Source organism: Bacillus sp. KS1, assembly GCF_020075515.1.
Classification (GTDB): domain Bacteria; phylum Bacillota; class Bacilli; order Bacillales; family Bacillaceae; genus Bacillus; species Bacillus velezensis.
The window spans coordinates 122,482-144,034 of record NZ_JACAWW010000022.1 but is presented as its reverse complement, the minus strand read 5'-3'; the positions used below and the strand labels follow the sequence as shown (position 1 = coordinate 144,034).

Annotated in this window: 24 protein-coding genes; 1 reads left to right on the top strand and 23 read right to left on the bottom strand. The window is 47.6% G+C overall.

All coding sequences use genetic code 11. The features are described from left to right. Positions 1-3 precede the first annotated feature (3 nt). Genes bshA through HWY38_RS17360 form a run of 5 tightly spaced genes read right to left on the bottom strand, consistent with a single transcriptional unit; the run spans position 4 to position 3,424 of the window. Positions 4-1,137: an N-acetyl-alpha-D-glucosaminyl L-malate synthase BshA gene (gene bshA / locus HWY38_RS17380; protein WP_224182270.1), complete on the bottom strand. Its 1,134-nt coding sequence runs from the start codon at positions 1,135-1,137 to the stop codon at positions 4-6. Then, complete coding sequence (gene bshB1 / locus HWY38_RS17375; RefSeq protein ID WP_003153501.1) at positions 1,134-1,847, bottom strand: bacillithiol biosynthesis deacetylase BshB1; 714 nt, start codon at positions 1,845-1,847, stop codon at positions 1,134-1,136. Before bshB1 ends, bshA begins: the two co-directional genes overlap by 4 nt. Next, the gene (gene mgsA, locus HWY38_RS17370) at positions 1,840-2,253 is read right to left on the bottom strand and encodes a methylglyoxal synthase (RefSeq protein ID WP_224182269.1); all 414 of its coding nucleotides are present in this window, start codon (positions 2,251-2,253) and stop codon (positions 1,840-1,842) included. The genes bshB1 and mgsA overlap by 8 nt, the downstream gene beginning before the upstream one ends. Positions 2,254-2,276: 23 nt before the next feature. Beyond that, a complete protein-coding gene (gene dapB, locus HWY38_RS17365) occupies positions 2,277-3,080 on the bottom strand; it encodes a 4-hydroxy-tetrahydrodipicolinate reductase (RefSeq protein WP_101669898.1) in 804 nt (267 codons plus the stop codon). Positions 3,081-3,088: 8 nt separating this feature from the next. Next, on the bottom strand, positions 3,089-3,424 hold the full coding sequence (locus tag HWY38_RS17360) for a nucleotide pyrophosphohydrolase (RefSeq protein ID WP_003153495.1): 336 nt from the start codon (positions 3,422-3,424) through the stop codon (positions 3,089-3,091). 142 nt (positions 3,425-3,566) lie between these two features. Between HWY38_RS17360 and HWY38_RS17355 the strand changes: the two genes are divergently transcribed. Then, entirely contained in the window at positions 3,567-4,439 is an 873-nt protein-coding gene (locus HWY38_RS17355) for a YitT family protein (protein WP_003153493.1), read from the top strand. Between the two features lie 23 nt (positions 4,440-4,462). Here the strand turns inward: HWY38_RS17355 and HWY38_RS17350 are convergent, their stop codons facing one another. The 18 genes from HWY38_RS17350 to trpE form a co-directional block, all read right to left on the bottom strand. Continuing rightward, complete coding sequence (locus HWY38_RS17350; RefSeq protein WP_038458962.1) at positions 4,463-5,638, bottom strand: oxalate decarboxylase family bicupin; 1,176 nt, start codon at positions 5,636-5,638, stop codon at positions 4,463-4,465. Positions 5,639-5,667: 29 nt separating this feature from the next. Continuing rightward, a complete protein-coding gene (gene ypjB, locus HWY38_RS17345) occupies positions 5,668-6,450 on the bottom strand; it encodes a sporulation protein YpjB (protein WP_007612217.1) in 783 nt (260 codons plus the stop codon). 67 nt (positions 6,451-6,517) lie between these two features. After that, positions 6,518-7,111: a DUF1405 domain-containing protein gene (locus HWY38_RS17340; RefSeq protein WP_224182268.1), complete on the bottom strand. Its 594-nt coding sequence runs from the start codon at positions 7,109-7,111 to the stop codon at positions 6,518-6,520. Positions 7,112-7,218: 107 nt separating this feature from the next. Then, a complete protein-coding gene (locus HWY38_RS17335) occupies positions 7,219-7,986 on the bottom strand; it encodes a menaquinol-cytochrome c reductase cytochrome b/c subunit (protein WP_007409471.1) in 768 nt (255 codons plus the stop codon). A 31-nt stretch (positions 7,987-8,017) separates the two neighbouring features. Further along, a complete protein-coding gene (gene qcrB, locus HWY38_RS17330; RefSeq protein ID WP_003153485.1) occupies positions 8,018-8,692 on the bottom strand; it encodes a menaquinol-cytochrome c reductase cytochrome b subunit in 675 nt (224 codons plus the stop codon). A gap of 1 nt (position 8,693) precedes the next feature. Then, positions 8,694-9,197, bottom strand: a complete 504-nt coding sequence (locus HWY38_RS17325; RefSeq protein ID WP_003153484.1) for a ubiquinol-cytochrome c reductase iron-sulfur subunit — start codon at positions 9,195-9,197, stop codon at positions 8,694-8,696. Between the two features lie 137 nt (positions 9,198-9,334). After that, positions 9,335-9,781: a YpiF family protein gene (locus HWY38_RS17320; protein WP_224182267.1), complete on the bottom strand. Its 447-nt coding sequence runs from the start codon at positions 9,779-9,781 to the stop codon at positions 9,335-9,337. Positions 9,782-9,835: 54 nt separating this feature from the next. Further along, positions 9,836-10,375 (bottom strand): ReoY family proteolytic degradation factor, encoded by a 540-nt coding sequence (locus tag HWY38_RS17315; protein ID WP_003153482.1) that lies wholly within the window; start codon positions 10,373-10,375, stop codon positions 9,836-9,838. A 73-nt stretch (positions 10,376-10,448) separates the two neighbouring features. Next, positions 10,449-11,720 carry a tetratricopeptide repeat protein gene (locus tag HWY38_RS17310; protein WP_224182266.1) on the bottom strand — a complete coding sequence of 424 codons (1,272 nt, stop codon included), beginning with the start codon at positions 11,718-11,720 and terminating at the stop codon, positions 10,449-10,451. A 316-nt stretch (positions 11,721-12,036) separates the two neighbouring features. Then, positions 12,037-13,323 (bottom strand): 3-phosphoshikimate 1-carboxyvinyltransferase, encoded by a 1,287-nt coding sequence (aroA, locus tag HWY38_RS17305; protein ID WP_224182265.1) that lies wholly within the window; start codon positions 13,321-13,323, stop codon positions 12,037-12,039. 11 nt (positions 13,324-13,334) lie between these two features. Then, on the bottom strand, positions 13,335-14,450 hold the full coding sequence (locus tag HWY38_RS17300; RefSeq protein WP_224182264.1) for a prephenate dehydrogenase: 1,116 nt from the start codon (positions 14,448-14,450) through the stop codon (positions 13,335-13,337). A gap of 51 nt (positions 14,451-14,501) precedes the next feature. After that, positions 14,502-15,584 (bottom strand): histidinol-phosphate transaminase, encoded by a 1,083-nt coding sequence (gene hisC / locus HWY38_RS17295; protein ID WP_224182263.1) that lies wholly within the window; start codon positions 15,582-15,584, stop codon positions 14,502-14,504. A gap of 11 nt (positions 15,585-15,595) precedes the next feature. Next, entirely contained in the window at positions 15,596-16,393 is a 798-nt protein-coding gene (gene trpA / locus HWY38_RS17290) for a tryptophan synthase subunit alpha (protein WP_014418254.1), read from the bottom strand. Next, positions 16,386-17,588 (bottom strand): tryptophan synthase subunit beta, encoded by a 1,203-nt coding sequence (trpB, locus tag HWY38_RS17285; protein WP_224182262.1) that lies wholly within the window; start codon positions 17,586-17,588, stop codon positions 16,386-16,388. The genes trpA and trpB overlap by 8 nt, the downstream gene beginning before the upstream one ends. Continuing rightward, the gene (locus tag HWY38_RS17280; RefSeq protein WP_224182261.1) at positions 17,569-18,222 is read right to left on the bottom strand and encodes a phosphoribosylanthranilate isomerase; all 654 of its coding nucleotides are present in this window, start codon (positions 18,220-18,222) and stop codon (positions 17,569-17,571) included. Before HWY38_RS17280 ends, trpB begins: the two co-directional genes overlap by 20 nt. A gap of 4 nt (positions 18,223-18,226) precedes the next feature. Further along, on the bottom strand, positions 18,227-18,979 hold the full coding sequence (trpC, locus tag HWY38_RS17275; protein ID WP_224182260.1) for an indole-3-glycerol phosphate synthase TrpC: 753 nt from the start codon (positions 18,977-18,979) through the stop codon (positions 18,227-18,229). Beyond that, positions 18,972-19,988 carry an anthranilate phosphoribosyltransferase gene (gene trpD / locus HWY38_RS17270; RefSeq protein ID WP_044802149.1) on the bottom strand — a complete coding sequence of 339 codons (1,017 nt, stop codon included), beginning with the start codon at positions 19,986-19,988 and terminating at the stop codon, positions 18,972-18,974. The genes trpC and trpD overlap by 8 nt, the downstream gene beginning before the upstream one ends. Then, positions 19,960-21,507 (bottom strand): anthranilate synthase component I, encoded by a 1,548-nt coding sequence (trpE, locus tag HWY38_RS17265; RefSeq protein WP_224182259.1) that lies wholly within the window; start codon positions 21,505-21,507, stop codon positions 19,960-19,962. The genes trpD and trpE overlap by 29 nt, the downstream gene beginning before the upstream one ends. Positions 21,508-21,553: the final 46 nt, after the last annotated feature.

Sequence of the window (21,553 nt, the reverse complement as noted above, 5' to 3'; positions counted from 1 at the left end):
AGATCACTCCGGTCCTGCCAATTCGTCATAAATCCGTTCATACTGACTGACGATTCTTTGCGAAGAAAAGGCGGTCTCCGCCATTTTCAGCGCATGATCAGTCAATCGTTTGCTGAGCTGTTTATCTTCTAAAACGGCAAGCGCTTTTTCAGATGCCGCCTGAATATCGCCGACTTCCACCAGAAAACCGCTTACTTGATCTTTAATCACTTCCGGGATTCCGCCGATATTTGTTCCGATGCACGGCACGCCGCAGGCCATCGCTTCAAGGAGGACGAGTCCGAAACTTTCTTTTTCAGACAGAAGAAGCTTAAGATCGCTGATGGAATACAGCTCTTCCACCCTGTCCTGATTTCCGAGGAGCAGCACTTGATTCTGCAGTCCGTATTTTTCGACAAGCTGCCAAGCGACGCACTTTTCCGGCCCGTCGCCGACAAGCAGGAGCTTCGCCTTTGTTTTGGCTGCGATATTACGGAAAACGCGGATGACATCTGTAACACGTTTTACCTTTCTGAAGTTCGAGACATGGATGACGACTTTTTCATCCGGCAAAATACCATGTTTCTCTTTTATACTTTCTGTATTTTTCTTAAGATAAACACGTTCATCAATAAAGTTGTAGATGGTCTCAATTTTTTTATCCGGCTTGATTAAGTCATAAGTTTCTCCGGCAAGCGCGGTTGATACCGCAGTCACTCTGTCAGACGCTTCGATGGCAAAACGGATTAAATCTTTTAATGACGGATCATATCCTAAAACGGTGATGTCTGTACCGTGAAGCGTCGTCACGATGCCGATGTCGCGCTTGAGCATCTGTTTGGCGAGATAAGCGCATACCGCATGCGGCAGCGCATAATGCGCGTGAATGATATCAAGATTTTCCCTTGCGGCAACCTCGGCGATTTTGCTCGCCAGCGTAAGGTCATAAGGCGGATATTTAAATACCGCGTATTGGTTGACTTCCACCTCATGAAAATGAATATTCGGATGATATGTATTTAATCTGAACGGGATGCTTGATGTGATGAAATGAACCTGGTGCCCTTTTTCCGCAAGCAGCTTGCCGAGTTCCGTCGCAATAATACCCGAGCCTCCGACACTCGGGTAGCATGTAATCCCTATTTTTAATGGTCTCATTGTCCGCCCCCAAAAACATCATCATTCAAAACGGGAAGCTGTTTTGAAAAGAAGCCTTCGGCATACCCCGTCCCGGCTTCTTTGCCATACAGTCTTTCCCGCGCTTCCACCATTTCGATATAACCGTTGGTCAGCGGTGTGTTCACTGACTGCGCCGTAGGAATAAACTGGCTTTGATAGGCGTGCAGGCTTTCTTTTTTCAGATCGATGGTTTCCGTTATGTCGATTACAAAGTCCGGACGGTGAAACCCGTTGATCATATAATAGTATACGCGCTGAGCCTTATGTGCCGGCAGTTCCTGGTGATCTCTGTATTTATGAATTCCCGCCGAGAACACCGCTTCTTCGACCAAAGCCGCCGCATTGCCGTGATCAGGATGGCGGTCTTTCGGATAAGGCATGAAAACGGTTTTCGGCCGGCAGGCTCTGATGACACTGACAATCCGGCGGATGCCGTCCTCACTTTTCAAAAGCCCGCGGTCGGGAAGCGTAAGCTGGATTCTCTCTTTTACGCCGAGAATTCGTGCCGCCTCTGCCGCTTCTTCTTTTCTTATCCCTACCGTTCCGTTGGATGATAGTTCGGCCTCGGTCAAATCGCATATCACCGCGGTTTTTCCTTGAGCCGTAAATTTTGCGATCGTGCCGCCCATACCGATCTCGACATCATCACTATGGGCGCCGAACGCCAGAATATCAACGTGTTCAGACATTCGGCTCTCCTCCGCGCACAAGATTGCGGAAATCAAATGCCCCGCCGTCCAGCGTCCGGACGAGGATTTCCGCTGTCCCCATATTTGTAGCGAGCGGGATCGCGTATACGTCACACAGCCGGATCAGCGCCGAGACATCCGGTTCGTGAGGCTGCGCAGTTAATGGATCGCGCAGAAAAATGACGAGATCCAGGGCATTTGCTGCAATCAATGCGCCGATTTGCTGATCTCCGCCGAGCGGGCCGGATTGAAAACGTTCAACAGACAATCCGGTCGCTTCCTGGATTTTCAGGCCCGTCGTACCTGTCGCGTATAACTCATGATGGTTCAGTATATCTTTATATGCGGTCGTAAACTGAACCATATCCTGCTTTTTTTTATCGTGAGCAATCAAAGCGATTTTCATTTGATGTTCTCCCCCTTGCCGATTCAGTCGATAATATTTTCGAGTCCGTATACAAGCTGGTCGATTTTCATCACTTGCTCCACTGACAGCTTCACTCCTGACATAAAGGAAGCCCGGTTATAGGAGTCGTGGCGCAGTTTCAGCGTCTGGCCGTCCATGCCGAACATGACTTCCTGGTGGGCGATAAGGCCTGGCAGACGCACGCTGTGAAGGCGGATGCCGTTTAATTCAGCACCGCGGGCGCCCGGCAGAATTTCTTTTTCATCAGGATGGCCCTGCTGCTTTTCTGTACGGACGCTTGAGATCATTTCCGCTGTTTTCAGCGCCGTTCCGCTCGGGGCATCCAGCTTTTGATCGTGATGAAGCTCAATGATTTCTACATCTTCAAAATAGTTGGCGGCCATTTGTGAGAACTTCATCATCAGCACCGCGCCCAATGCAAAGTTCGGAGCGATGATGGCGCCGATTCCTTTCTCTTCAGTCAAGCCTTGAAGTTCCTCTAAATCGGCTTCAGAAAATCCGGTCGTTCCCACAACGGGGCGGACGCCGTGTTCAAGAGCGGCTTTCGTATGTTTTTTGCCGATTTCAGGCGTTGTCAAATCGATCAGCACATCCGGTTTTGTTTGTTGGAAACATGCGCGGATATCCGTATAAATAAGAGCGTCTGAATCAGCTGACATCACTTCCCGCAATGTTTGCTGATCGTATGTATGGTCAATGGCGCCGACAAGCTCAAAATGAGGCGTGCGGACGGCAAGTTTTACGGCCTCCTGGCCCATTCTGCCTCTCGGTCCGGCAATGACGACTTTAATGGTTTCATTTGACATGGTTTCTCCTACTTTCCTTCTTCTTTTCTAGTCCAGCGGTCTTTATCACGTGTATTAAATTTATGCATGACGCGGTTATGAGCTTCCTCCAATGAAATATCAAGGGAGTTGGCGAGGCAGATCAGGACGAACAGCACATCGCCCATTTCCTCTTCCATGCTTTTCTCATTTTCCGTCGTTTTCTTCGGCTTTTCCCCATAATAATGGTTGACTTCTCTTGCAAGTTCGCCCAGTTCTTCCGTGAGACGGGCCATCATGGCAAGCGGGCTGAAATAGCCTTCTTTGAATTGGCCGATATATTCATCGACCTCAGCTTGTAAGTCTTTCATCGTTTTGTCACTCACTGTGCGAATACCTCCTGTCATCTCTTCCATGTTAGCTAATTCAAGTACATTTGACAAATGTTAAAAACGGCAGTTTGCTGTTTTCTTTTGTATCCACTATAATATTTACGCAATCTTATGGAAGGAAAAGGGGTTTGATGCAATGCTTGGAGAAATCAGAATCAAAAACATTTGCTTTATTTTAATCGGCGCCGCTGTTTTTTCATTCGGACTGGTTCACTTTAATATGCAGAACAATTTGGCGGAAGGCGGATTTACCGGCATTACGCTGCTTTTATATGCGTTATTCCACATCAGCCCTTCTATTTCCAACCTGGTATTAAACATTCCTATCTTTTTCATCGGCTGGCGTATGCTCGGCCGGACGATGTTTGTCTATACCCTGATCGGCACCGTCTCACTTTCTGTTTTTCTGAGTGTTTTTCAGCGCTACGAAATTCATATGCCGCTGTCCCATGATTTAGCGCTGGCCGCCTTATTCGCCGGTGTATTTATCGGCGCGGGTCTCGGCATTATTTTTAAATACGGCGGCACGACGGGCGGGGTCGATATCATCGCCAGGCTGATCAACAAATTTTTCGGAATCCCGATGGGCCGGACGATGTTTGCCTTTGACGCCTGTGTCATTTTGCTTTCTTTGTTTACGTATCTTTCTTACAAGGAAGCGATGTACACGCTTGTAGCCGTTTTTGTCGCTGCGAGATTGATTGATTTTATCCAGGAAGGCGGCTATGCCGCAAAAGGGGCAACGATTATTTCTTCGAAAAACGATTTGATTCAGCAAAAAATCATTGAAGAGATGGAGCGCGGCGTCACCGTTTTAAAAGGACAGGGATCATATACAAAAGAAGACAGGGACGTTCTTTACTGCGTCGTTCCGAAAAACGAAATTGTGCTTTTGAAAAGCGTCATCACTTCCGTTGACCCGCACGCCTTTGTTGCAGTAAGCGACGTCCATGATGTGCTCGGCGAAGGATTTACGCTTGACGAAAATAAAAATCCGATCAGACGATAATAAAAAGGCGGCTTTTGCCGCCTTTACTGTTCGTGTTTCCATTTGACAACCGGTGATTTTTTCTTTTTCAATCGGCGGGCGAATGCCGGACTGACATTGAGCGTCTGCTCGACGAAGCGCTGCGGCGTCAGTGCCAGCCATTGGTTTAAAGAGACGTCTTCGAAACGGTCGCTTTTGAAGATTTCCAGAAAGCGAAGCACGGTGTCACCGGTATTCTGAACATAATGTCCCATTGCAAAAGGAACATATCCTACGTCACCTGCTTGATAGTTAAATGTCCGCGCTCTTCCTTCCGCCGCAAACACCGTCATTTTCGCTTCTCCTGAAAGATAATACTGCCACTCATCCGTATTCGGATGCCAATGCAATTCTCTCATGCCTCCGGGTTCGACTTCCACAAGAGCTGCGGCAATCGTTTTTGACACCTTAAACGTTTTTGAATCGACAATCTTTACTCTTCCCCCGCTGGTAACAAGAGGCTCCTGCCGGGAAAGCTTGTAGCTGAACGGCTCCAAAACGGTGCCTTCCGGGGAAGAAACTGCTGACTGTTCAATCGGGGGAGGCGGTTCCAGCTGAAACATGTAACGCTCTTTCTTGTGAATGTAGGCCAAGTCATATCCGGGAACACCGAAGTTCGCCTCCAGCACGCTGCGCGGGGTATGGGCAAACCAGTCCGTTACTGAAAAGGTGCTGTTTTCTGAAAAAGAGCCGTCATCAAAGACAAGCAAAAACTCACTGCCCCGTTCCATCCCTTGAATGGAATGAGGAATGCCGGAAGGAAAATACCACAGATCCCCTTCACTTACGTTATCAATAAAATTCCGCCCATTTTGATCAACCGCAGTTAAACGGACTTCTCCGTTAATCACATATCCCCATTCGGCTTCTTTATGCCAATGAAGCTCCCGCACAGCTCCCGGTTTCAGTCTCATGTTCACCGCCGCGATGTTTTTGGATACCGGCAGTTCCCTGACCGTCACCTCTCTGGACCATCCGCCGTCTTCAAGCCTCATATGCGTATCAGAAAATGAGAATTTCAAGTTTTGAACCGTTCCTGCATCCGTTGAGGGCGGAACGAGCATGTCAGGATTCTGGAAGTCACGCGCGAGGTTTCGCGGTCCTTCGTCAGTCGCCCCTTTTCTGCCTCTGATCGGCTGCGGGAGGTGTTTTGAAGCCAATTGCTGGATGAGTTTTTTCACTGACTTAGCTCCTTTACAGCAATTTCTGTTTATTTAGACTTAGGATACTCACGCTTTTTCTCTTTCTTTTTTTCCGCTCTGTATTTTCGGTAGCCGACATATGTCAGCGCAGTAATAATGATACCGCCTGTTGTCAGAATGACCCAGAGCAGCGAAGGGTCAGCGTCATCCCGCTCCACCTTGTCAAAAACCCGCTTTAAATCCTGCTGCAGGAGCGTCAGACGCTCAAGCTTTGTTCCTTTTGTCATCTGCTGAAACCCGTCCTGCTCAATCACCTCGATATGTTTCGCCACCGTATCAAGCTGGCCGGCCGACACATCCATTGTCAGGCTGGGATAAATTAAATCATATAATGATATAAATTCATTCCACTTTTCATTGAAATTTTCACTTCCGTTTCCGCTGACATCTTCTTTTAAGGCGCTGAATGTCGCCATAATCGGTCTTTCAAGCGACCCCCACAGCGGATCGGAGTGGTCTTCCATCGCATCCATTACCAACCTGAACTGGGCGGCAGCCCGGATTTTTTCGGTATCTGAGGCGTCTGCCTGTTTCAGAACGCGCACTAAATCATTGAAACCCAGAGTCACCTGCCTGACTTCGGCGCCGCTCAGTGAGTTTACGTGTGTCATTTTTTTCTTAAAGTAGCCAAGCACTTGCAGAGCCTCATCATACTGCGAATGCCGCGTCATCTGGAAAACGGTATCCGAAAGGTCGTTCAGTTCCTTGAGACCGCCCTCATCTTCAGCTTTGGCAGTTGTGATGAAACACATAAGAGCAAGTAAAAGACAGATTGTCAGCTTTCGTTTCATAGAGGTCCCTCCCACTCCTTCTCTTTACAGAATATGAGGAGCGGGACAAGGTTAGACCAAGATTCTATCAGTGTAAGTCAAGCTTTATCCGTCTTTTGGAAATCACCAAATAGTATGCAAGGCCGAGTGAAAATATGCTCAGCCAGAATGTAGCATAGCCGATCTCTTGCATATAGTCATTGAGCATTGAGTAGCGGGGCATCATGCCGAAAAGATAATCAATGACATCATTATGAAGCGTCCAAACAGCGGCAACGGCAAGATGCCATAACCGGAACCGAAAATACGGGCTGTATAAAACGCCTTGAACGGCCATGGCAAAATGTGAAGCAATCAGCATGTACCCTTCCCAAGGCATCTGCCCCATTTTGACCAGCACAAAGACATTCATTCCGACCGCCCACAGCCCGTATTTTACAAGGGTTACAAGAGCCAGCGCTTCAAACAGCGGCGCGTTTCTTCCCATGAGAAATGCCAGAAGCACGAACAGGAAAAAAAACGTCGCCGTCGGGCTGTCAGGCACAAATATCAGAAATCGGAACGGCGTGTCCGCAAGCTGCGGCAAATACCAATAATAGCCGTACACCGTACCGATAAAATTAACGGCAAGAACAAGCAGAAGCATGCCGCGCAACCCTAAAAGATAAGAAATCCACCTCATACCATCAACTCTCAGTCCGTAAAAAGTATGTATCATGCAAAAAAAGCTGACATCCGGTCAGCTCTTTTCATAAAAGTATATCCTGCTATTGTCTGCTTCACAATACGTTATTTCGCTGTCGTTTCAGAAATGAACTTCGCCAGCTGATCAAGCTGTTTGTCATTCCCTTTAAAAATACCGGCTGGCATCTGCCCTTTCCCTTTGACGGCGATTTTTTTAATTTCTTCCGGGCTCAGCCCGTTATCGACCAGGGACGGACCGGCGCTTCCGCCTTGAAGATTATCCCCGTGACAGGAAATACAGCCTTGTTCTTTAAATACCTTATAACCGTCTGATTCAGTATCAATGGCGGCTTCTTTTTTAATTTTCCCTTGCTCCTCCGCCTTCGCCCAGTCATGCGTCGCGACTGACTGCCACGTTAAAAAGACCGTAGCGCAAAGCGCCAAAAGCATCATCCCGACCGCAACCGGACGCTTCCACGGCCTTCTTTCAGACCCCCTGTCGAGAAACGGAGCCAAAAGCAGCGACCCGAAGGCAAGACCCGGTATAATCATCGCGCCGATAACGGTGTAGCTTCCTGCGGCATATTCATATTTTAATAGCTGGTATAAAAATAGAAAATACCAATCCGGCAGCGGAATATACCCTGTATCCGTCGGGTCCGCCACCCGTTCCAAAGGCGGCTCGTGCACAATCGTTAAAACGAGAAATCCGACGAGGAAAACGGCCCCGACCATCCATTCTTTCAGCAGGAAGTTCGGCCAAAACGCCTCTGTCTTTCCAGGATACTCTGAATAGTCTTTCGGTATATTCGGTTTTTTTTCAGCCGGTATCCTTGAATCTCCTACAAACTTCATTCCTTTCCCCCGGTGCATGTCATCCCCTCCCTTTTATATCAGATTTGTATTAAAGCGGTCCTGAAATTCCCTGCTTGCGGATCATGACAAAGTGGGCGCCCATGAGCGCAAACAAAGCGGCAGGGAGAAAAAATACGTGAATCGCAAAAAATCTCGTCAGCGTTTGGGCGCCGACAATATCGTGGTGGCCGGCAAGAAGAGTTTTCACCTGCGCTCCGATCAATGGCGTGGCCTCCGCAATCTGAAGACCTACCTTTGTCGCAAACAGCGCCTTCATATCCCATGGAAGCAGATACCCTGTAAAACCGAGACCGAGCATCACAAAAAAGATCAGAACACCGACGATCCAGTTCAATTCCCGAGGCTTTTTATAAGCTCCCTGAAAGAAAACCCGCAGCGTATGTAAAAACATCATCACAATGACTAAACTTGCGCCCCAATGGTGCATACCCCTTACAATCTGACCGAAAGCGACTTCATTCTGCAAATAATACACAGATTCCCACGCGTTTTTTATATCCGGCACATAATACATCGTTAAAAACATCCCGGACAGCACTTGGATAACGGTTACAAAAAACGTCAAACCGCCGAAACAATAGACAAAAGCCGAGAAATGGTGAGCGGGATTTACATGTTCCGGCACTTCATGGTCGGCGATATCCCGCCACATCGGCGTAATATCGAGACGTTCATCCACCCAGTCATAAATTTTATTCAGCATGTCACCCTTCCCCCCTAGGCTTTGCTTTTCCAAGATACAAAAAGCCGTCCTTTACTTTTTGCTCATAACGGTCAAGAGGCGCGAGCGGCGGCGTGCCCGGAACGTTCGTGCCGTCTTTTTCATACAGCCCGTAATGGCAGGGACAAAAGAATTTGTTCGGATTTTTAGGATCATTGTTCCAGTTTACGGTGCAGCCCAAATGTTTACAGATCGGAGAAAGCGCTATAATTTCATCCCCATGTTTGTAAACCCAGGCTGACCTGGATTCTTCCGATTCGTACCAGGCGTCGACTTGATGAATTTTAAAGTCAAACCGCTTCGGCTCCTTCGTCAGCTCATCCACACTGACAACCTGCACCATTTTTTGATCTCCCGTCGGTTTTAATACCGGGTCCAGCGCAAAACGGACCATGGGCATAAGCGCACTGGCGGCCATAAATCCCCCCACGCCGGTGAGCGCATAGTTTAAAAATTGTCTTCTTGATATATCTTGTTTTCCGCCCATCTCTTCCCCCCCTAAAGATTGACCAAAAATTAACTAAAATAGAAAATAATTCAGAGATTTGACACCCTCATAATATATGAATCTTTCAGCAAGGTCAACAGAGGCAAAACGGGTGTTTTGCGGGATGTATGGAGTTTTTAAGAATTGTTCCACTTCTGTAACAAAACGTTCAAAATTTCTCCGCACTTGTCATCCGCTATTTTTCTCTTTAAAGAGTCTTTCATATGTTCAAACGGAACGGCAGGTATGTATATGACATCAGACCCTATTTCAGAATCCTTCCATTTTTCGTCTGCCGTCAGGAACAAGGTGTGCCGGAAGTTGGTCATCACCTCTTCTTTGAGTTTTTGAAGCAGGGCGATTTGTGATTGGTCTATATCAACATATGTATAAGAGGGGAATAAATATACCCGTCCCTTCAATTGGCGCTCAAGCTCTTCAGAAAGCAATTGAGTGCTTTCCCCCTGTTCAACGGCCTCTTTTAAGCCTCCTGAAGACGTTATGGAAATTAACGGAATGACAGCGGTATCAATGTAATCCGCAGATTGTAAATAGACATCGGCATCAGCGGCCCTCCATCTCATGTCTCGTTCCTCCTCTTTACGCAACAAGCCTTGCAGAATATGCAAGGCTGTCATTTATGTGAGCTGATTCAATTGGCGAGAAAGCTTTTCAAATGTTTCTTTGTCGTGGCGGTCCAGCGCCTCGTCGATATCTTTAAGCAGCTTTTCCCGCTGGAAAGTGGAAATGGCATGTTCTAATATTTTTTCGGCCATCCCCTGATCCTGTTTATTTTCAAACAGGTCTTTCGGCAGATGCGGATTTGATTCAAGAACAGCGGCATATTCCGGCGAGCTGTAGGCCGAACGGAAATTCAGCTGGATAAATAAATCCTGCTGTTTATTTAACCGGATGTCGTGAAAAGATTTTTCCGCGTCCGTGGTCATGACATTTTCTTTGTAAAACCTAAACGGCACCTCATCAACGCAATGAGTAGACATGATAATGCCTCTCGGGCAAAATTCGGCTTGTTCTACAAAATGGACTTTTTCCATTAATGAATCATGACTCATTAAATAATTTAAAATCCAGACGCACTCCCGGCGTTTAAGCTGATAATGATTTAAAAACCAACGGATAAAATCCTTTTTTTCATTGACAGAAACAGGGGTCTGCATGTAATTCCCTCCTCTATCGATCGTATAATCTGACATCACTTATACATTCAGCAAGCATGGTCCAAAATCCTGCTTATCTTAAAAATTCATCCTCTATCCGTAAGATTGTTTCTTCAAGCTCTTCGTTTGTTCCATCCATTGAAAGCACTTGTTTTAAAAGCGGCAGCGCTTCTTTCTGGAGACCCTCTTCCAATAAGAAGTGAGCGTATTCATATAAGAAATCCCGATCATCCTGATAATGGAGATACGCAGCTTCGAAGCTTTTTTTCGCTTCAGCGTATTGCTCAAGGCCTGTATAGGCACCCGCCAAATACCAATTGTATTTCGGATCTTCTTCTCCGTAGCCGCGGACTTCCTGAATCAGATCAATAATCTCTTCAAAGCTTTCTTCTTTATGATAGACGGCTAAAAGCGTATGGAGCGCTTCTACGTAACCCGGATCGAGCGCCAGCGCTTCCTGAAGAAGCTTTTTGCCTTCTTCTGCGTTGCCGAGCTTTAACGCCATTTTCGCCGCATAGAGAAAGAGCTCTTTATTGTATTCATCGTAAGTAATACCTTCTTTAGCGGTTTTTAATGCTTCTTCATACATGCCTTCTGCCTCGTAGCTTTTTGCAAGCGGCATATAAAGCGATGAATAGGAAGGATCAATCCCTTTTAAATCAGACAGCTGCTTGATGGCTGTTTTGACCATTCCCGCCTGATAGGCTGTGAACCCGTACCCGAAAATCGTATTCGGTTCTGTATGTTCTGCCGCCGCTTTTTCATACCATGAAATCGCTTCCTCAAATTCACCCGCCGCGCTCAATGACTCAGCCAGCCTCTGATGAACATTTACGCCGCCGATTTCGTGCCGTTCTTTTGCCGTCTCTTCATAGTAAGGAACGGCTTTTGCGTATGATCCCTGAGTGAAGTATAATTCCCCCAGAGCGAAATCAATAACAGGTTCATCTTGTAACATCGCTTTCGCCTGTAACAGCTTTTGCTCACTTACTTCAAATAAGCCCTGCATCTGATACAGATCAGCCATTAAAAGAAGGCTTTCCGCGTAAGACGGATCTTCCGGAGAAATTGTCTCCAGCACCTCAAGAGCTTTTTCTTCTTCATCAATATCTATTAACAATTCGGCGTAAAAATTCGTCAGCTCAGACTCATCCGGATAAAGGTCATGCAGATCACTGATCAGCGCTAACGCTTTTTCGGCGTTTCCCCATTCATAGTAGAGCTGGGCTGCAATGGCTTTGTCTTCGTCATGAAGCTCTGTTTCAGCTTTTGAAAGCGCTTTGAGTCCCTTTTCGGTTTCACCTGCTTCAACTAATTTTATGGCTTCTTGAATCAATGTATTCAAATCAGACCGGTCCTTTCTTTTCCTATACCTCATCAACCAATGAAAAGGGTTTTTATTCGGGTTATTCTTATCATAATTCAGACAGAGCCTGCCCGCAAATAAGATGCTTCACCCGGCATTATAGTTTATCAGAAAATAGTTAAGAGGAAAACGGCAAAAAAGGGGACGGCATCTTTATACGCAGACAGCACAATTTGTTCCGGCTGTTACTGTAACGAAAACGCATTCCCCCTTTCTGTTATTTCCTGTTTAAGACAAGCTATGTCAATGCCCAAGATTTTATGACACATGAAGAAAAAAGCCCGAAGAATCGTCTTCAGGCTTTTTTGGCTAATTGATCTAAATGCTCAAAAAATGTCGGATATGAGACATGGATCGCCTCAGTATCACGGATATCAATCGGCTCTTCTGTCAGGCATGAAGCGATACCGAGCATCATGCCGATGCGGTGGTCGCCGTGGCTTGACACATCGGCTCCGCCCGCAAGCGTTTTTTTGCCGTGTATTTTCATGCCGTCTTCAGTCGGTTCAATGTCTGCGCCGATTTTCCGGAGCTCTGATACGACGGTGTCGATCCGGTTCGTTTCCTTCACCTTCAGCTCCGCAGCGTCTTTAATGACAGTTGTGCCTTCAGCCTGCGTTGCCAAAAGGGCGATAATCGGGATCTCGTCAATTAAACGGGGAATGATTTCTCCGCCGATTTCTGCCGCTTTCAGATCTGAAGTTTCAATAACCAGGTCTCCGTAAGGCTCCGCGCTGTCCGCTTCTGAAGGAATCACTTCAAGTGAAGCCCCCATTTGCTTTAAGACATCAATCATTCCCGTGCGTGTCGGGTTCAGGCCGACGTTTTTCAGCACAATCCGGCTTCCGGGAACGACAGCGCCTGCCGCGAGGAAAAAGGCCGCTGAAGAAATATCGCCGGGCACGAAAATATCAGCTCCCCGGAGCTTCTGACCGCCCGTTACGGAAGCGCTCGTCTCCGTTTCCGCAAGCTCGGCGCCAAAAGCGTTCAGCATCCGTTCCGTATGGTCTCTTGATTTATGAGGCTCAGTGACGGTCGTCGTCCCTTCAGCCTGCAATCCGGCAAGCAGCACGGCGGATTTGATCTGCGCGCTTGCAACAGGGGAGACGTAATCAATGCCTTTCAATTGTCCGCCTCTTACGGATAAAGGCGTAAATCCTCCGTCCGCTCTTCCGTCAATCGCGGCTCCCATCTGTTTTAAAGGCTCCGTCACCCTCTTCATCGGGCGCTTTGCAATACTTTCGTCGCCCGCTACCGTACTGTGAAATGGGCGTCCGGCTAAAATGCCGAGCATCAGGCGGATGGTCGTGCCGGAATTTCCGACATCAAGAAGGCTGTCAGGCTCACAAAGTGCGTCAATGCCCTTCCCGTATATCGTTACATCACTTCCGTTTTGTTCAATGGAGACACCCATTTTTTTGAAGCAGGCAATGGTGCTCAGACAATCGGCTCCGGGCAAAAAGTTTTTTACCGTTGTCGTTCCTTCCGCAAGCGCTCCGAACATAACAGAACGGTGGGAGACGGATTTATCCCCCGGAATATGAATTTCACCGTTTAAAGACGTCACTTTTTCTCTTTTCAATGTTTTCCACCTCAGTCAGCGTAAAATGTGTCATATTTGGCGCGGGATTGAATGCAGGTTTCCGCGCGTTTCCGGTCATCATCAGTCTGGAAACTGATTCTGAGAATTCCGTTAATATCTTCTCTTGTTTCGATAATGCGGATGTTGGTGATACTGATTTTTTCTTCTGCCAATATTGCCGTAATTTCCGAAATGACCCCCGGATGATCGGGAACATCGACATAAAGGTCATAAAAGGACGGGATCGCTCCTTTTTGACGGAGCGGCAGACCGTCGCGATAATCTTTCGCTTTTTTAAAATATCCGAACAGGCTGTCCGCATCTTCATTTTCTACATAAGATTCGATCGTGTCAATCTCCCGTTTCCATTCTTTGAAGCGGTCAAGCAGTTTATCTTTGTTATGAAGAAGTATGTCCCTCCACATCGCCGGACTGCTTGAGGCGATCCTGGTGATGTCCCGAAAACCGCCGGCTGCGAAACGTTTCAAATACGGATAATCTTCTTCAGCATGATGAGCCTGATGTACGAGGCTTGTAGCAACGATATGAGGGAAATGGCTGATGACGCTCGTTACGCCGTCATGCTCCTCTGGGGTCATCTCCACAAAGTGGGCGTTTGCCGCTTTTAAGAGTTCCTTCAGATGCGTTACTGACTCTTTAGAAGTCGATTTTCCGGGTGTTAGAATGTAAAACGCATTTTCGAATAAAAATTCTTTCGCGGCAGCGGCTCCGGATTTATGAGATCCCGCCATCGGATGGCCGCCGACAAATTGATAGTGAGCCGGAAGCACTTTGTCGGCGTAGCTGACGACTTTCTGTTTCGTGCTGCCCACATCCGTAATCAGGAGTTCATGGGTGATGTCTGATGCGGCCAGCACATCGAGCATTTTCAGCGTTTGGGCGACAGGCGTGGCGATAATGACAACAGACGCTTGCTGCGCCCCTTCCGTAAATGAACCGGCCCGCTCGTCAATAATTCCGAGCTTCAGCGCGGCAGTGAGCTGTTCTTCCGAAATATCCACACCGATAATCCGTTTATGCGGATGCTCCTTTTTGATGGCCAATGCGATCGATCCGCCGATCAGCCCGATCCCCGCAAGCAATATAGTATCCTTCATTTCACTCATTTCCTTTTTCAACTATTTTAATAGAGCAAAGAGGTGATGCTTGATCACCTCTTATAATATTTCAGCTAAAATTGTGAGAATTTCCTCATTCTGCTCTTTCGTACCGACCGTAATCCTTAACGCTGTCGGAAATCCGAGCGCCTGTCCTGAGCGGACGATATATCCTTTTTCCAACAGGGCTTGGAACAGTTCATCCGCCGGGCGGTTGAAATCAATGAGCACAAAGTTGGTTTGTGAAGGATAACAAGTTAATCCGTGAGTTTCTGCAAAATCATAATACTGCTTAAGGCCTGCTTGATTTTTCTCGACGCATTCCTGAATAAATGTCTGGTCATCAAGCGCTGCCAGTGCCGAAGCCTGACCGATTCTGCTCGTATTGAACGGCTCTCTCGCCGGTTCAATCTGGCGGATCAGCGCTTCGTCCGCAATGCCGTATCCGACGCGCAGCGCGGCAAGTCCGTACGCTTTAGAGAAGGTGCGGAGGATCATGACATTCGCATATTGCTTTAAAAGGGGAATGCTTTCTGGGTAATCTTCCGCCGTGACATACTCGTAGTACGCTTCATCAAGTACAACGAGTATATGCTCGGGAACTCTGTTTAAAAAGGCGATTAGCTCTTGCTCAGAAGTATATGTCCCCGTCGGATTATTGGGGTTGCATACCCATATGACTTTCGTCTTGCCGTCAATTGCTTCCAGCATCCCATCCAAATCATGAGCGCCGTCACTGCGGAGCGGCACCTCGCGCACCTCAGCGCCTTCAATCACCGCATTGTGTCTGTATTGCGGGAAAGTCGGGGCGGCGGTAATCGTGTTTGCCTGATCATTTAATAAAGAACGGCAGATAATCTGCACAAGCTCATCAGAGCCGTTGCCGAAAATGATAGAAGATTCACTGACCTGCAGATGCTCACTGAGCCGCGTTCTCAAAGCGGCACTGTAACCGTCGGGATACAGCGCAAGCTGCTCAATCTCCTGATGCAGCGCATCTTTAGCGGCCTGTGAACAGCCGAACGGATTTTCGTTAGAAGCGAGTTTTACTACTTTCTCAAGCCCGTATTCCATTTTCACTTCTTCTATTGGTTTGCCCGGCTGATACGGTTTCAGCTGCCGCAGCTGTTCTTTAATCTGCAAATCCAGTCACCTCATTTTACACTGTACAGTCGTCCGAACGTCTTTGCGTATTCTTCAAATTCAAGAAGCGCATCAGCTCTTGTTCCGGGATTCACAAGCTTTGTTTTAAGCTCTTCAACTTTTTTGACAAGCGCGCTGCCGACAACGACACCGTCAGATATTTCATTCATCCCGTCAACCTGTTTGCGGTTTGAAATGCCAAAACCGACCGCCACCGGAACAGAGCTGAATTCTTTCACCTTACGAATGAAAGAGTATACAGACGGATCGAATTCGCTGCGTACGCCCGTCACTCCTAAAGAGGATACACAATACACAAAGCCGCTGGCCTGTTCAGTAATTATTTTCAAACGGTCTTCACTTGTCGGCGCAACCAGTGAGATATAAGCGATGTTCTCCTTTTTGCATGTCATTTGCAAAAGGGCGCTTTCCTCTAATGGAAGGTCGGGTACAAGCAGACCGTCTATGTCGTTTTCCCGCAGTAAAGCGAAAAAGTATTCTTTTTCTAATTGTAACACAGGATTATAATACGTAAAGAGGATAATTGGAATATGAACGCCGTTTTTTTTCATTTTGCCGCCAAGTTCAATTGCTTTTACGATATTCATTCCGTTTTCCAGAGCCCGTTTTGAAGCCCGTTGTATGACGGGTCCGTCCGCAAGCGGATCTGTGTAAGGAACGCCGATTTCAAGGGCAGAAGCGCCTGCATTCTGCAATGATATTGCCAGCTCAACAGAAATGTCAGGAAGCGGATCGCCAGCTGTAATAAAAGGGATAAATAATTTTTCAGAATCTCGCAGATTAAACATGTGTCTCCACCCCGTTTTCCAAAACATTCATCAGCGTATGAACATCTTTATCTCCTCTTCCCGACAAACTGACGAGAATGATTTTGTCTTTATCCATGTCTTTTGCCATTTCAAACGCTTTTGCCAGAGCGTGGGCAGATTCAATAGCCGGAAGAATACCTTCTGTTTCAGAAAGCAGACGTAACGCGGCAATCGCTTCATCGTCTGTCACGCTTTCGTACGTTACACGGCCGCTTTTATGCAGATAGGCGTGCTCAGGGCCGATCCCCGGGTAATCAAGTCCTGCTGAAATGGAATACGGTTCGATAATCTGCCCGTATTGATCTTGTATTAAATAGGTCATTGAACCGTGAATCACCCCGAGCGTCCCTTTTGCGATCGTTGCCGCATGCAGCGGTGTATCAATTCCTTTTCCGGCAGCCTCGGCGCCGATCAGCTCAGTATCTTCGTCTAAAAAGGCCTGAAAAATGCCCATCGCATTGCTTCCGCCGCCGACACATGCAACAACCTTATCCGGGAGCGTTCCTTCAACCCGGCGAAGCTGTTCTTTCGCTTCCTCGCCGATGATTTTCTGAAATTCGCGAACGATATACGGATATGGGTGCGGACCCACTACAGAACCGATAAGATAGAAATGATCTTCACAATGCTGGACCCAATACCTGATCGCCTCATTCGTCGCATCTTTCAGCGTGCCGTTTCCGCTTGTGACCGGCACCACTTCCGCGCCGAGCAGTTTCATCCGGAATACGTTCAGCGACTGGCGCGCAACGTCTTCTTCGCCCATAAAAACCGTACACTTAAAACCGAATTTTGCGGCGGCTGTCGCGGCAGCCACACCGTGCTGTCCCGCACCGGTTTCGGCGATGATTTTCGTTTTGCCCATCTTTTTGGCAAGCAGAATCTGGCCTAACGCGTTGTTAATTTTATGGGAGCCGGTATGGTTTAAATCTTCTCTTTTCAGATAGATTTTCGCCCCTCCCAAATACTCTGACACCCTGTCTGCGAACGTTAATGCGGTCGGTCTTCCGGAGTAATCAAACAGTAGTTTTTTATATTCGGCATGAAAAACGGGATCATTCTTTAATTCTGTGAAAGCCGTTTCGATTTCCTCAAGGGGCCGCATCAATGTTTCAGGGACAAATTTGCCGCCGAATTCGCCGTATCTTCCGATTTCATTTGGATATGGATACATAGTGGTTCATCCTTTCTTCTAAAAGCCGGATCAGTGTTTGATCCTTTTGTCCGTTTTTTTCAATTCCGCTGGCAAGATCTATACCGCACGGACGCGATCTCAGTAAGCCGGTAATCGTTCCAGGATTAACGCCGCCCGCGATAAAACAGCGCTTGTTTGCATTTTGAGCCTGCTTTCGGTACAAGGGGACACGGGCCCATGAAAACGCGATTCCCGTGCCGCCTCTCATTCCTTTTACTGAAGAATCAATGACATAGCCGTCGACAGCAGGTGCAAATTGAGTCATCTGACGAAGCGTCCCTTCCCCGTGATGGAGCGCTTTCCATATCTCCGAGCGCACAAGCGGACGGAGACGGAGGGCATGCTCAGGCGATTCATCACCGTGAAGCTGGATGGCGTCAAGTGCCAGATCAGAGGCGATTTGCGCGATGTTTTCTATCGTTTCATTTACAAATACTCCGACATGTTTCTTGTCTGTCCGGACCTGCTCTTTCCATTTCCGAACCTCATCCGGCGTTACTCTCCGTTTGCTTGCGGCAAAAATAAATCCCAGATAATCCGCTCCTGAAGCTGCCGCAAGTTCGTAATCACGCTTCGAGCGTATTCCGCAGTACTTTAACTCAGGCTTTTTCATACCGTCACTCCCCGAACAGTCCGCGGATCGCCTTTTGCTGCGAATCCTCTCTCATTAAGGATTCTCCGACCAATACAGCCTGCGCCCCGCGCTTGTTGACGAATTGCAGGTCAGCGAAAGAACCGATGCCGCTTTCACTGACCAGCAGGCAGCCGTCCGGTACAAGCTGCGCTATTTTTTCCGTTTGCGAAACAGAAGTACGGAACGTTTTTAAGTCCCGGTTGTTTATGCCGAGAATGTCCGGCTGAAACACTTGTAAAATCCGTTCAAGCACAGTTTCATCATGGATTTCAACGAGAACGTCCATGCCCTTCTCGCGGGCTTCCAGATAAAGCTCATGAAGCTCTGAAGGTTCCAGCGCTTCCCCGATCAGCAAAATGGCATCGGCGCCGATCCTGAACGATTCCTCCACCTGAAGGGAATCAATAATAAAATCTTTTCTCAGCACGGGAAGAGACACGGTTTGTTTAACATCAGTCAGAAATTGATTTCTCCCCTGAAAAAAACGGGTATCCGTGAGAACCGAAAGGGCGTCGGCTTTAGCCGCTTCATAATCCGCCGCAATCGTTTCCGGAACAAAATGCTCTTTAATCAATCCTTTAGACGGCGAAGCTTTTTTCACTTCGGCAATCAGCCCGATAAAACGGTTCGGGTTCAGGAGCGCTTTTTTAAAGGATCTCCGTTCAATTTGACAGGTTTCCGGCAGCACGATGGATTTGATTTCTTCTTTTTTCTGCTGAATGATTTGATCAAGCATACATTTCTTCCTCTTTCTGTTTCAGACGTTCGAGCTGCCTTTTGGCATCTCCGTTTTGAATCGCTTCTAAGGCGGTTTTCGTTCCTTCTTTCAGATCGTTTGCAAGACCTGCCGTATAAATGGCCGCGCCCGCATTTAAGGCGGTAATATGCAGAGCGGATGACGGAGCTTTATTTGCAAAAATATTCTGAATGAGGAGCGCGCTTTCTTCCGATGAACTCACTTGAATATCCTTTAGTGAACCTTCTGTAAAACCGAATTGTTCAGGTGAAACAGAATATTCCAGACGTTCACCGTTTTTCAGTTCAATGATATCGGTCGGTGCCGTGATGGACAATTCATCTAATCCGTCACGGGCCGACACAAGCATGACGTGTCTGACATCAAATTGTTCCAGAGCGCTTGCCATCAGGCGCGCTTTATCAAATGAATAGACGCCGATCACCTGCCGCTTCACCTGCAGCGGGTTGCTGAGCGGGCCCAGCAGATTAAATACGGTTCGGAAGCCAAGCTCTTTTCTTGCGGCGGCGACGTGCTTCATTGACGAATGAAACAGCGGCGCAAACAAAAACCCCATTTGTTTCATTTCAATGCTGCGTTTGACGCTGTCTGGAGTGGCTTGAATGGAAACCCCCAGCTTTTCCAGCACATCCGCGCTGCCGCTTTTAGACGAAACGGAACGATTTCCGTGCTTGGCAACTTTAGCTCCGGCGGCAGAAGCTGTAATTGCCGCTGCCGTGGATATGTTAAACGTAGAAATCCCGTCTCCGCCTGTTCCGCACGTATCAACGACATCCGCCAAGCCACCTGATGTCTGTGCCCGCGCCCGCATCACTTTTACAAATCCGGCAAGCTCCTCCGCCGTTTCACCTCGGTGGGCTAATACCGATAAAATCCCGCCGATCTCAGACTGCGACATGTCCCCGTTCATCATCATCTCCATCAGCTTTTCGGCTTCTCCGGTTTTCAGCGTATGGCCATTAACGCACGATTGCAGAAATTTGTTCATCCGTCTTCTCCTCCCCGCCAGAAAAGATGTCTTCTGCAATTTGAATCGTTTTTAAAAGCGCCCCCGCTTTATTACAGCTCTCTTCATATTCGGCTTCCGGGACGGAATCGGCGACTATTCCCGCGCCCGCCTGCACCGACGCCGTACCGTTTTTGACACTCATGGTGCGGATGGTAATACACGAATCAATTGACCCGTCAAATCCGATATAAGCGATACATCCGCCGTAGGTTTCTCTGGAAGTCGGTTCTAATTCATTTAAAAGCTGCATCGCGCGGATTTTCGGAGCGCCCGTGAGTGTTCCTGCCGGGAATGCCGACATCAGCGCGTCAACGGGATGGACGCCCTGCTTTAAACGGCCGGTTACAACAGAGATGATGTGCATCACATGTGAAAAAGAAACGACCTTTGTGAATTCCGGAACGGCTACGGAACCGTACTCCGCAACTCTGCCGATGTCATTGCGCGCAAGATCGACGAGCATGTAATGTTCAGCTTTTTCTTTTTCGTCATTCATCAGCTCTTTTTTCAGGCGTTCGTCCTCTTCTTTTCCGGCGCCCCTTCTTCTCGTTCCGGCAATCGGATGAATTTCCAGGTGCCTGTCATGCACGCGGATCAGACGTTCAGGCGAACTCCCGACAATGTCTCTGTCAGGCAGTTTGATATAGTACATATAAGGTGAAGGATTGACGATGCGGAGCACCCTGTACAGCTCAAATGAATGCCTGGATACCGGAATGTCAAACTTTTGCGAAAGCACCCCTTGAAAAATGTCTCCCGCTTTTATATATTCTTTCAGTTTATTAACACCGGCCATAAACTCTTCTTTCGTATAATTGGATGTCACATCGGCAAAACTTGGCGTGTCAAACGTTTCTTTAGAAAAAAACGGCTCTTTCATATCTTTCGATTCTGTCAAAATACCGATAAGCTTACGAAGCTCCGCGCAATTTTCTTTAAAAACGGCCCGCTTTTCTTCCTCCGTCTCCCGGCCATTAAGCTCCGCATACTGAATGAAATGCACTTGTTTCGTTTCGTGGTCGTACGCGATGATTTTCCGGCAGACAAACAGCATGCATTTTTCGAAATCTGTTACTTTCGCGTGGCTTGGCACGGAAGGCTCAATCAAAGGAATCATGTCATAGCTCAGATAACCGACCGCCCCTCCCGCAAATGGGATATCAAGCTCGGGTGTTTTAATGCGGAAGCTTTCATTCATCCAGTCAAGCACGGCTTTTAATTCTCCGCCTTCAAACAGCGTATGCCCATTTGGATCAGCGGCAGTGAATGTGTTATGACTCTCTTTAATCGTGATAAAAGGATCGAGGCCGATAAAAGAGTATCTCGACCAGCTTGACGACTCATCCTTGCTTTCTAAAAGATACGTAATGTTTCTGTCCAGTTTTTCAACCATCTGAATGGGTGTGATCGTGTCGACCGTAAAAGTCTCTGCGATTGGAATGGTGCGGTGTGTCAGACTGTCCTTTAAAAATAAAGAAACATCCGATTGTAAATTCATGATTCTCCTCCTTACGGTAAGGAGAATGAGATGAAGAGTGAGAGGA

Coding starts and splice junctions, on each gene's coding strand:
- HWY38_RS17355 (WP_003153493.1), top strand. CDS start 3,567: ATGCTTGGAGAAATCAGAATCAAAAACATTTGCTTTATTTTAATCGGC.
- mgsA (WP_224182269.1), bottom strand. CDS start 2,253: ATGAAAATCGCTTTGATTGCTCACGATAAAAAAAAGCAGGATATGGTT.
- bshB1 (WP_003153501.1), bottom strand. CDS start 1,847: ATGTCTGAACACGTTGATATTCTGGCGTTCGGCGCCCATAGTGATGAT.
- HWY38_RS17300 (WP_224182264.1), bottom strand. CDS start 14,450: ATGAGTGAAATGAAGGATACTATATTGCTTGCGGGGATCGGGCTGATC.
- ypjB (WP_007612217.1), bottom strand. CDS start 6,450: ATGAAACGAAAGCTGACAATCTGTCTTTTACTTGCTCTTATGTGTTTC.
- trpA (WP_014418254.1), bottom strand. CDS start 16,393: ATGTTTAATCTGCGAGATTCTGAAAAATTATTTATCCCTTTTATTACA.
- HWY38_RS17325 (WP_003153484.1), bottom strand. CDS start 9,197: ATGGGCGGAAAACAAGATATATCAAGAAGACAATTTTTAAACTATGCG.
- dapB (WP_101669898.1), bottom strand. CDS start 3,080: ATGTCAAATGAAACCATTAAAGTCGTCATTGCCGGACCGAGAGGCAGA.
- HWY38_RS17320 (WP_224182267.1), bottom strand. CDS start 9,781: ATGAGATGGAGGGCCGCTGATGCCGATGTCTATTTACAATCTGCGGAT.
- HWY38_RS17335 (WP_007409471.1), bottom strand. CDS start 7,986: ATGCACCGGGGGAAAGGAATGAAGTTTGTAGGAGATTCAAGGATACCG.
- trpE (WP_224182259.1), bottom strand. CDS start 21,507: ATGAATTTACAATCGGATGTTTCTTTATTTTTAAAGGACAGTCTGACA.
- trpC (WP_224182260.1), bottom strand. CDS start 18,979: ATGCTTGATCAAATCATTCAGCAGAAAAAAGAAGAAATCAAATCCATC.
- trpB (WP_224182262.1), bottom strand. CDS start 17,588: ATGTATCCATATCCAAATGAAATCGGAAGATACGGCGAATTCGGCGGC.
- HWY38_RS17315 (WP_003153482.1), bottom strand. CDS start 10,375: ATGCAGACCCCTGTTTCTGTCAATGAAAAAAAGGATTTTATCCGTTGG.
- HWY38_RS17280 (WP_224182261.1), bottom strand. CDS start 18,222: ATGAAAAAGCCTGAGTTAAAGTACTGCGGAATACGCTCGAAGCGTGAT.
- bshA (WP_224182270.1), bottom strand. CDS start 1,137: ATGAGACCATTAAAAATAGGGATTACATGCTACCCGAGTGTCGGAGGC.
- trpD (WP_044802149.1), bottom strand. CDS start 19,988: ATGAACAAATTTCTGCAATCGTGCGTTAATGGCCATACGCTGAAAACC.
- HWY38_RS17340 (WP_224182268.1), bottom strand. CDS start 7,111: ATGAGGTGGATTTCTTATCTTTTAGGGTTGCGCGGCATGCTTCTGCTT.
- qcrB (WP_003153485.1), bottom strand. CDS start 8,692: ATGCTGAATAAAATTTATGACTGGGTGGATGAACGTCTCGATATTACG.